This is a genomic window from uncultured Cedecea sp. (assembly GCF_947498825.1).
Taxonomy (GTDB): domain Bacteria; phylum Pseudomonadota; class Gammaproteobacteria; order Enterobacterales; family Enterobacteriaceae; genus JGM124.
In genome coordinates this window covers 1-10,773 of sequence record NZ_CANMLV010000043.1, presented here as the reverse complement: position 1 = coordinate 10,773, position 10,773 = coordinate 1, and the positions used below count along the sequence as shown (strand labels likewise).

The 10,773-nt window shown below is 46.4% G+C and carries 7 protein-coding genes; 4 read left to right on the top strand and 3 right to left on the bottom strand.

The window, feature by feature from the left end; translation table 11 throughout:
* Positions 1–149: 149 nt before the first annotated feature.
* Positions 150–2,246, bottom strand: coding sequence for a 4-alpha-glucanotransferase (gene malQ / locus Q1A40_RS22570; RefSeq protein ID WP_300005957.1), 2,097 nt, complete (start codon positions 2,244–2,246; stop codon positions 150–152).
* A 12-nt stretch (positions 2,247–2,258) separates the two neighbouring features.
* Positions 2,259–4,664: a maltodextrin phosphorylase gene (gene malP / locus Q1A40_RS22565; protein ID WP_300005954.1), complete on the bottom strand. Its 2,406-nt coding sequence runs from the start codon at positions 4,662–4,664 to the stop codon at positions 2,259–2,261.
* Positions 4,665–5,102: 438 nt separating this feature from the next.
* Between malP and malT the strand changes: the two genes are divergently transcribed.
* Positions 5,103–7,814, top strand: a complete 2,712-nt coding sequence (gene malT, locus Q1A40_RS22560) for an HTH-type transcriptional regulator MalT (protein ID WP_300005951.1) — start codon at positions 5,103–5,105, stop codon at positions 7,812–7,814.
* A gap of 103 nt (positions 7,815–7,917) precedes the next feature.
* Here malT and Q1A40_RS22555 read toward each other — a convergent pair whose 3' ends face one another.
* Positions 7,918–8,793, bottom strand: a complete 876-nt coding sequence (locus tag Q1A40_RS22555; RefSeq protein ID WP_300005948.1) for a LysR family transcriptional regulator — start codon at positions 8,791–8,793, stop codon at positions 7,918–7,920.
* Between the two features lie 108 nt (positions 8,794–8,901).
* Here Q1A40_RS22555 and eamB point away from each other — a divergent pair, with 108 nt between their 5' ends.
* The 3 genes from eamB to Q1A40_RS22540 all read left to right on the top strand — a co-directional run bounded on the left by eamB (position 8,902) and on the right by Q1A40_RS22540 (position 10,587).
* Positions 8,902–9,489 (top strand): cysteine/O-acetylserine transporter, encoded by a 588-nt coding sequence (gene eamB, locus Q1A40_RS22550; RefSeq protein WP_300005946.1) that lies wholly within the window; start codon positions 8,902–8,904, stop codon positions 9,487–9,489.
* A 420-nt stretch (positions 9,490–9,909) separates the two neighbouring features.
* Complete coding sequence (locus tag Q1A40_RS22545) at positions 9,910–10,119, top strand: YdgH/BhsA/McbA-like domain containing protein (RefSeq protein WP_300005943.1); 210 nt, start codon at positions 9,910–9,912, stop codon at positions 10,117–10,119.
* Between the two features lie 282 nt (positions 10,120–10,401).
* Positions 10,402–10,587: a hypothetical protein gene (locus tag Q1A40_RS22540; RefSeq protein ID WP_300005940.1), complete on the top strand. Its 186-nt coding sequence runs from the start codon at positions 10,402–10,404 to the stop codon at positions 10,585–10,587.
* Positions 10,588–10,773 lie beyond the last annotated feature (186 nt).

The following is a 10,773-nucleotide window of genomic DNA, read 5'->3' as shown; positions in this document are numbered from 1 at the left end:
CTCCAAGTCATCTGTTAACCACCACGGTCAACGGACAGCGCCGTTCAAGGCGCTACGCGCCATGCCCGGCGCACCATGGAAAAAGGGGATCTTTCAGTGAAAGACCCCCTTTCTTAGTGTCTGAGTGGGTAAGCTAAAAACCCCTCAGGTTATCCTGCAGAGACTTTCTTACGCCGCTTATCCACTTCTTGTAATAAGAGATTGACTTGCTTATCAGCAAACATCTCTTCCAGACTGAGCGTCAGTTTACGTCGCCAGTTTGGATAAGCATCAGTAGTGCCCGGAATATTGACCGGGGCTGCCATATCCAGCCAGTCTTCAGGCTGCAGGCCTAATAATGCACTGGCGCTGTCGGCAATATAATGCTGAAAGCCGTGATTAAGCACCGGACTCATTGCCAGTAAAGAGGCTTTAAGACCCACGCTATCTGGCACGCAGTCATACTGATGCAGCCCTTCCAGCAAGCCTTGCTTGGATTGCTCCCGATCCAGATAAAGCTGGGCCAGTATTTCCTGATCAGGATATAGCCCCAGTTGATTCCCCAGCGTTAAATCATCACTTTGCCAGTAGCCGCGCAGTGTCGGTAAATCGTGGGTAGTGATAGTCGCCATGGCTTGCACCGGATACGATTGTGGCGCGCGGAACTGGTTCTCACTGTCATGTTCAAAATAGAGAACTTTGTAGGAATACACTCCGCTGTCACGCAGTTTGCCGATAATCTCTGTCGGCACAATGCCTAAATCCTCGCCAATCACCATGCAATGATGGCGCTGGCTTTCCAGGGCTAATATCGCAATCAGGTCGTCCACAGGATATTTTACATAAGCGCCTTTATCGGCAGTCTGTCCGTAAGGTATCCACCAAAGACGTAATAAGGCCATCACATGGTCAATACGTAATGCACCGCAGCTGGCCATATTTGCGCGCAGCAAATCAATAAAAGGCTGATAGCTGCGGGCTTCCATGACATGCGGATCCATCGGTGGTAATCCCCAGTTCTGCCCCAGGGGGCCTAAGATATCCGGCGGGGCGCCCACAGACGCTTTCAGGCAATACAACTCGCGATCGCACCAAGTTTCAGCGCCACCTTCCGCCACACCGACAGCCAAGTCACGATACAGACCAACCGGCATACTGCGTGACTGACAGACACGGAAACAGTCATCAAACTGACTGGCTGCCAGCCACTGCAACCACAGGTAAAAATTCACCTCCTCTGCATGCTCATGACAGAATGCTTCTACCGCATGACTATGACCATCACGGTATTGTTCCGGCCAGACAGGCCAGCCCCACATCATGGGATCGTTTTGGCTGAGGTGCGCATGCAGCGCATCGAATGCCGCCTGTTGATGCAGACTACTGCCGCCTTGCTCAACGAAATGTCGAAATGCCTGCATCCTTACATCTGTCGCCTCACGGGCGATAAATGAAGGAAATGCCAGACGCAGCGCGGTTAACTTCAGCCCCATAACTTGCGGATAATCTACCCATTCGCTGGCCCGGGCGCTGGCAAGCGTCGCCTGGGTTTCTGGCTGATGCCACCATGCCTGAGCCGCTTCATTTTGCCGGAACTCATCCACATTATTAACGTCGATATAAATCACATTCAACCAGCGTCTGGATGACGGGCTATAGGGACTGACACTTTGCGGATTAGCAGGATACAAAGCATGAATAGGATTCAGACCAATAAAAGACCCACCACGTTCTGCAACCTGCTCCAGCATTTGGTTTAAATCACCAAAATCACCAATACCCCAGTTATGTTCAGAACGCAGGGTATAGAGCTGCACACAAGCGCCCCAGAGTTTTTTCCCGGTCAGCAATGCATTAGATTCATAGCAGCGTTTTGGGGCAACAATGACTGAACACTGCCACTGTTTTAATCCCTGTTCCAGAACTAAACGGTGATAACCCTGCGGTAAAGAAACCTCTAAGGTGAGCGTTTTTTGGGCACTAATACGCCCCTGATACGACTCACCTTTTTCTGTACACAACTGCCAGTGATAATCACCAGAACCAGAAATAAGCAACTGTACTGGACTACCAGACGTAAAAATTTTCACGTTTGGTAATGGCGCTTGTTCGGTCTGAGGTTCATGGAACGTCTCAACTCCTCCCATAGCTGCCAGTAATTGCCGCTTAGTTTCCGAGGAAATATCTTGCTGCTTCCCGTGCGCATTAATATAACTGGCAGATATCCCGGCCAGGGTTGCTGCATTCTCAAGAGATTGACGACCCATGCAGTCCTCTCCTTAACGTTTTACTTGCCAGATTCGCTGCTGATAATCGCGAATTGAACGGTCTGAACTGAATATCCCTACCCGAGCAGTATTAAGAATTGTACGACGCGTCCATTCATCTTTATCACGGTACAGGGTGTCGATTTGCTTCTGTGCATCACAATATGAAGCAAAATCAGCCAATACCAGATACGGATCGCCACCCTCAATCAAGCTATTCAGCATCATATCAAAGCCGTGCTTATCGCCATTACTGAATGCGCCACTGGCCAGTTCGTCGAGAATACTCTTCAGATGGGCATCATTTTTCAGATATGTTTTAGGCTGATAGCCTTTAGCCAGAATAGCTTTTACTTGCTCAACGGTATTGCCAAAAATAAAGATATTCTCATCACCCACTTGTTCAGCAATCTCGACGTTAGCGCCATCCAGCGTGCCAACAGTTAAGGCTCCATTGAGTGCCAGTTTCATATTCCCGGTACCGGAAGCTTCTTTGCCGGCCGTTGAAATTTGCTCAGAGACATCCGCGGCAGGGATCATCAATTCAGCAACAGAGACGCGATAGTCAGGAATGAAGACCACTTTCAGTCTGTCTTTAACAACAGGATCATTGTTGATCTTTTCAGCAGCCTGATTAATCGCATAAATGATATTTTTGGCTAAATAATAACCTGGCGCGGCTTTCGCCCCAAACAGAAAAACACGCGGAACCATGTCAATATTCGGGTTATCGCGAATCTGGCGATACAATGAAAGAATATGCAACAGATTCAAATGCTGGCGTTTATATTCATGTAAGCGTTTGATCTGCACATCAAAGATAGCATTCGGATTAATGGTTATACCCATTACACGCTTAACGTATTCAGCCAGTTTAACCTTGTTGTCATATTTAATTTGCTGATAGCGCTGTGCAAAAGCTTTATCGTTAACGAAAGACTCAAGGCCTGCCAGTGCATCCAAATCATTCGCCCACTCAACTTTGAGCGAGTCATCAATCAACGCGGACAGAGCCGGGTTACACTGCTTCAGCCAGCGACGAGGGGTAATTCCGTTGGTCACGTTATGGAATTTATTTGGCCATAATTGATAGTATTCGGGAAATAAATCTTTAATCACTAAATCAGAATGCAGCTGCGCCACACCATTGACCGCAAAACCACTGACGACACATAAATTTGCCATTCGTACTTGCTTATCATGGTGTACTGCCAGTTTAGCCCATACCTTGTCATCTCCCGGCCACTGTTTATCAACCAGTTTCTTAAACTGCGCATTGATCTGTTTAATGATGGCAAAATGACGTGGCAGTAAACTTTTCACCAGCTTTTCGTCCCAGCACTCGAGCGCTTCAGGCATCAGTGTATGGTTGGTATAGGCAAAGGTTTTACTGGTAATAGCCCAGGCAGCATCCCAGTCTAACTGGTGCTCATCAAGCAGCACGCGCAGCATTTCAGGAATAGCGATAGTTGGGTGAGTATCATTTAGCTGGATCACTTCATAGTCTGGCAATTCAGCTAATTTACGCCCTGCTTCGTGATGTTTACGCAAGATATCGGCGACAGAACAGGCACACTGGAAGTATTGCTGCATCAAGCGCAGACGCTTACCTGCCAGATGGTTATCATTGGGATATAAGACTTTGGTCAGTTTTTCAGCCTCAACGCCCTGCTGTTCTGCCAGCAGGAACTCACCATCGTTAAAATGAGTTAAATCAAACGGGTGCTGGTGAGTTGCCTGCCATAAACGTAATGGCTGGGTGACGCCATTGCGAAAACCAAGTACCGGTAAATCCCACGCTTCACCGCGGATACTAAAGTCAGGACGCCATAACTGACGACCGTCGGCCTGTTTTTCCAGTTTGCCACCAAAGCCAACATCTACAGCCAGGGCTGCATTATGGCGAAACCACGGGTAGCTCTCACGATGCCAGTTGTCCGGTGCTTCCTGTTGTTTACATTCACTAAAAGACTGACGGAACAAGCCATACTGGTAATTTAAACCATAACCGGTAGCCGGTTGTTCAACCGTTGCCATTGAATCTAAGAAACAAGCAGCAAGACGCCCTAAGCCACCATTACCTAATGCCGGATCGGTTTCCTGCTCCAGCAGATCGCTTAAGCTAATCTGTTGCTCGGCCAGTAACATTTCGACTTGCTCATACCATCCAAGGTTAATCAGGTTGTTTGCAGTTAAACGACCAATCAAAAACTCCATTGAAATGTAGTTAACATGGCGCTGTACTTGCTTAACTTTAGTGGGTGCGGGTTGTGCTGCAAGCTGCTCGGCAAGTGCCGCACTTACAGCTTCCCACCATTGATGCTGATTCATTTGCTGCGCAGAAGTTAAACCAAAACGCTGCCATTGACGTGTCAGCGCGGCGAGAAAGTCGTCCTTTTTAAGCATAGGCTGTGGCATAGGGGGTCTCTATTCTGTGAATGGGGTAATTTTATCTTTATCCTGCCATGTGTGCAGATAACAACATCATCCCGGCAAAGGCTTAGCTGGGGATGAGTCCTAGGGCGTAGCTAAAACTGTGACCTGAAGCAACTTACAACCATATGAAACAATATTTGCATTACACTAAGATATAGCCTAAACAGTTCGAGTAACCTATAACCACTAAATACAGTCTGCCGATGCACACAGATAAAATATCGGCCCTGAAAAATTGGGCGCTGCCCTCGTATAACTCGACGAACAGCGGTTATGATCGCCTGTGGATTTTAGTCGCGGTCGTTAGCCCCAGGACTAAAAAATAATTACGCTAATGGATGCCTGTAATACCTCAATACAACTTGACATAATACGAGCCAAGCTCTCTTTTCACCGGCCCCCTTTCAAACCGGACACAGTATGCTGATCCCATCAAAACTGAGCCGCCCAGTACGGCTACAAAATACCGTGATACGTGACCGCTTGCTGGTTCAGTTATCTGATGTCGCAGACTATCGCCTGACATTAATAAATTGTCCTGCAGGCTATGGTAAAACGACCTTGATCGCCCAGTGGGCCGCCGAACAGTCGGGCCTTGGCTGGTACTCTCTGGATGAAAGTGACAATCAACCGGAACGCTTTGCCAGCTATCTGATTGCTGCTATCCAGTCAGCAACGGGTGGCCATTGCAGTAAAAGTGAAGCCCTGAGTCAAAAGCATCAGTACGCCAGCCTTTCCGCGCTGTTCTCGCAATTATTTATTGAATTATCCACTTGGCCAAGTCAGCTTTATCTGGTTATCGACGATTATCATCTGATTACCAATGACGATATTCATAAAGCGATGCGATTTTTTCTGCGCCATCAGCCGGAAAACCTATCTTTAGTCCTGCTCTCCCGCACCTTACCCCCACTGGGTATTGCTAACCTGAGAGTGCGCGATCAGTTGCGCGAATTAGGCATGCAACAGCTGGCGTTTAATCACCAGGAAGCACAGCTGTTCTTTGAGCGTCGCCTGTCTGTACCATTAGAGCAAGGTGATAGCAGCCGATTCTGTGATGAAGTAGAAGGCTGGGCAACCGCATTGCAATTGATAGCCCTGTCCTCGCAACAGCCTAACTCTTCGGCGCAAAAATCGGCAAAACGTCTGGCAGGATTGAATGCCAGCCATTTATCAGACTATTTGGTTGACGAAGTATTAGATCAGGTTGATAGCGAGTCCCGTACCTTCCTGCTGCGTTGTTCAGTCCTCCGCTCCATGAACGATTCATTGATTGTTCGTCTGACAGGTGAGGATAATGGTCAGCAACGCCTGGAAGAGCTGGAGCGGCAGGGATTATTTATTCATCGTATGAATGACAGCGGGGAGTGGTTCTGTTTTCACCCATTGTTTGCCGCTTTCTTACGCCAGCGCTGCCAGTGGGAGCTGGCTCTTGAGCTCCCGGAATTACACCATGCCGCAGCTGAAGGCTGGATGGCACTCGGTTATCCTGCAGAGGCCATTCACCACGCACTGGCCTCTGGTGATGTCGCGATGTTACGCGATATCTTGCTGCAACATGCCTGGACCCTGTTTAACCACAGTGAACTAACGCTGCTCGAACAATGCCTGAATGCCCTGCCCAACTCTCTGTTGGTACAAAACTCTGAACTGGCATTACTGCAAGCCTGGCTGGCACAAAGCCAGCACCGCTATGGTGAAGTTAATACCCTGCTTGAACATGCAGAATCTGCGATGCAAGACCGGAAAATTCCTGTCGATGAGATTATGCAGGCTGAATTCAATGCGTTACGTGCTCAAGTAGCGATTAATGCCGGAAAACCAGACGAAGCAGAGCTTCTGGCTGCAGAGGCGCTAAAAGTACTCCCGATGGATAATTTCTATAGCCGGATTGTCGCGACTTCGGTTACCGGAGAAGTTCACCATTGCAAAGGCGAGCTGAGCCGAGCCCTGCCGATGATGCAGCAGACGGAGCAAATGGCTCGCCGACATGAAGTCTATCACTATGCTTTATGGGCGTTATTACAGCAAAGTGAGATCCTGATTGCACAAGGATACCTGCAAGCAGCTTATGAAACTCAAGATAAAGCCTTTGAACTCATTCATGAGCAACATCTTGAACAGTTACCGATGCATGAATTCTTGCTGAGAATTCGTTCCCAGATACTCTGGTCATGGTCAAGGCTGGATGAAGCAGAAGAGGCGGCACGTAAGGGTATTGAGATCCTGGCTAATTACCATCCACGCCAGCAATTGCAGTGCCTGGCCATGCTGGCAAAATGTTCACTGGCACGTGGTGATCTGGATAATGCCAATATGTATATTCAGCGCTGTGAGGAGCTACAACACGACAGCCAGTATCACCTTGACTGGAAAACCAATGCGGATAAACCGCGGATTATTCACTGGCAGATGACCGGAGATAAAGTCGCGGCTGCCAACTGGTTACGTGATGCAGAGAAACCCGGCATGGCTGATAACCACTTTTTACAGGGACAATGGCGTAATATTGCCCGCATCCAGATAATGCTGGGCCGTTATAATGAAGCGGAAGTGATCCTTGATGAACTTAACGAGAATGCTCGTCGTTTACGTTTGACCAGCGATCTCAATCGTAACTTATTATTAAGTAATATCCTTTACGGGCAAACTGACCGTAAAAGTGAGGCACAAAAAGCGTTAATTGAGTCACTGTCATTAGCGAATCGTACCGGTTTTATCAGTCACTTTGTAATTGAAGGTGAGAGCATGGCACAACAGCTACGACAACTGATTCAGCTAAATGCCTTACCTGAATTAGAACAACACCGTGCTCAGCGTATCCTCCGAGACATTAATCAGCATCATCGCCATAAATTTGCCCATTTTGATGAGATATTTGTCGACAAGTTACTCACCCACCCGCAAGTGCCAGAATTAATCCGCACCAGCCCATTAACTCAGCGTGAGTGGCAGGTTTTAGGGTTAATTTATTCCGGTTACAGTAATGAGCAAATCGCCGGAGAACTGGATGTTGCCGCCACCACCATTAAAACGCATATCCGCAATTTGTATCAGAAAATGGGCGTCAGTCATCGCCAGGAAGCGATACAACAGGCACAACGTTTATTAGAGATGATGGGATATGTTTAACGCTTAGCGACAGGGAATACATGTCAGGTGTGACTGTCGCTATAGGTTCCTGCTTTTATCAAGAAGAGAGGATAATAAGACCTCTCTTCTTATATTCATATTTTCATGAAAAACATTCATGCATACACTCAGCAAACACTTTCATCGCCGGGCTAACTGTTCTGTCTATATGGTGTGCATATAATGCCGTAATAATTAAGGGATCATGAGAGAACGGCAACTCTTTCAGCATTCCAGACCGTAATTCATTTTCAACCGTAAACCGAGGCAAAAAGGATATACCGAGATTACTTGCTACACATTTTTTTATACTTTCAATACTCCAGAGTTCAATGGTGTTTTCAAGAGTAATATGACGCTCCCGTAGGGTGCTTTCAAAAATCTGCCGGAATATGCATTCGGCCTCATTAATGATGAAACTCATCGGAATATGCTGAGATGTTTGCGTAAAATCAAAGTCTTCACATAAAGGCGAAGCAACAAGAGCAAGAGATTGCTCGCCTAGATTTTCCATATGGAGCAATTCATCTTTACCAACCCGATAGAAGATCCCCAGATCAGCGGCATCTGACAGTAAAGCGTCACGTATCGCATAGCAATTCATTGACTGTAAAAAGATACGTACTTGTGGGGCCTTTATCCTGAAGCGTTGAAGAACAGCCGGCATTTTATAAGCAAGTAGCGTTTCACCTACCACCACCCTTAGATCGCCTGAAAGCTCAGCATCTTGTTGAGCTAACTGCTTTATTCCTTGCAACACACGAGTTAATTCATGAACTTCCGGTAACAGCTTTTTCCCGGCAGGCGTCACTATCATCCGGCGACCTATCTTCTCAAACAGCTGAACACCGAGTTCCTGTTCCAGTTGCTGGATATGGAAGGTAACCGTTGACTGTGTGCAATACAGTTTTTGAGCGGCCTTAGCAAAAGAACCCTCTTCAACCACTGTTTTAAACGTCACAAAACGACGTAAATCCATTAGTAGCCCCTTCAATACATCAAAATTATGAAATAAACACATTCATAACATTCATTATTTTGTTGTTTTTTGATGCGTTAATATGTTGAAAAAATAAGGAGAAAACAAGTGACATCAACGATTATCGCAGGATTTCTGACTTACACATTGATTACCGCATTGACACCCGGGCCTAACAATATTCTTGCATTAAGTTCTGTCAATCAGCATGGTTTCCAGCGTAGCCTCAGAGTATTGGCCGGCATGTGCACAGGCTTTCTTATTATTATGCTGCTATGCGCCATGTTTACGTTCACACTGATAAGCATACTGCCAGCAATGACAGGGTGGCTGACTTGGGCAGGGACAGCTTATATTCTGTGGCTGGCATGGCGTATCGCTAATAGCCAGCCTCCATCTTCATCTAATAATGAAAAACCGCTGAGTTTTTGGGTAAGTTTCTGGCTACAGTTTGTTAATGTTAAAATTATTCTTTACGGTATTACCGCACTTTCTACATTTGTATTGCCTTATACCCATGAAGTACACAATGTGATTACTGTGAGTTTGCTGCTGGCTTTGATTGGATGTATCGGTAACTTTATCTGGGCATTAGCAGGGCATTTATTCCAGCCTGTATTTCAACGTCACGGACGAGTAGTTAACATAATACTGGCTCTCTTACTTGTCTATTGTGCAGTAAGAATGTTTATTTGATATTTAGTGAGATAAATGGCGTGGCAGATGTATTTAGAATAAATAATCGACCTGTAACACAGGCTGTTAATCCGTTTATTGCTGGAAATGCCCCACGTATTCTACAAGGACACAGTAGTTCCAGCTCAGTATGCTTTGGCTGTCAGTCCGGATGGTGGTCGGACTGGTGGGCAAAGAGGTGAGTCTTGAGCAAGCAAAAGAAACGTCACGTCTCTGTGCACTGGCGGTTGGTTGTTCAAACAGGCTACTCGCAGCCTCATTTCAGAGGAGAGATGTGCATAATCATTACGCACATCAATCTATTATTTTGAACAATATAAGCAAATATTCCTGATTTCTTTGAATCACGCACCCCGCTATTATTTATCACATCAGGCCAACAGCGCCTTCCAATGAATAATGACACACAGGAATATGACCATGAAAACCATCAAAACTTTTGTTTCAGTTGTTGCTCTTTCTCTGATGTCTGCAGGTGCTTTTGCACAAAGTATCAGTACTACCGCATCCACCCTCGACAGTGCTGAAGCGAAAATTGCAGCCAAAGCGGCTGAACAAGGTGCTAACTATAAAATTACCAGCGCTATCGTTAACGACCGCGTACACATGACCGCGCAGCTGAATAAATAAAGAATAGTCGCAGAGGGAACGACCGGAAAGTCCGTCAGAGATGGCAGTCATATTTCGGTTTTCTGATGTGAGAAGAAAAAGCCTCAGAAATGAGGTTTTTTGCTTTTGGACGGACCATGGAGTACGACAGCTACCTGTAAATAACTGCAACCAATATCAGTCGATTATTTTGAATAATGTGAACAAATTGTTCCAATTTCATTCAACCAGCATGTTCGATATGATCTATCACATCAGGACAGCAGTATCTCCTAATCAATAACGATACACAGGAACATGATAATGAAGACTATCAAAACCTTTGTTGCAGTTACCGTTCTCTCTCTCATGTCAGTGGGAGCCTTCGCACAGAAGACCTTCATCACGACATCAACGCAGAATGCGACTACAGCTAAAATGACGGACAAGCATGCTCAGCAGGATATCCGTTGCCCAATGGCTAACGATCGCTCCCTTATTGATCCATAGTAGATTAACGGCCGGAAAGGTCGTCAACCTGACGACAATATCTCTTCCGTCAATGCGAAAAACAAAGCCTCTTAAATGAGGTTTTTTGTGTCTGGATGACAATCTGTTTATCATCGAGTAGGAGGCAGGATCACTCCTGCCGTCCTCTCACACCACCGTACGTACGGTTCCGTATACGGCGGTTCA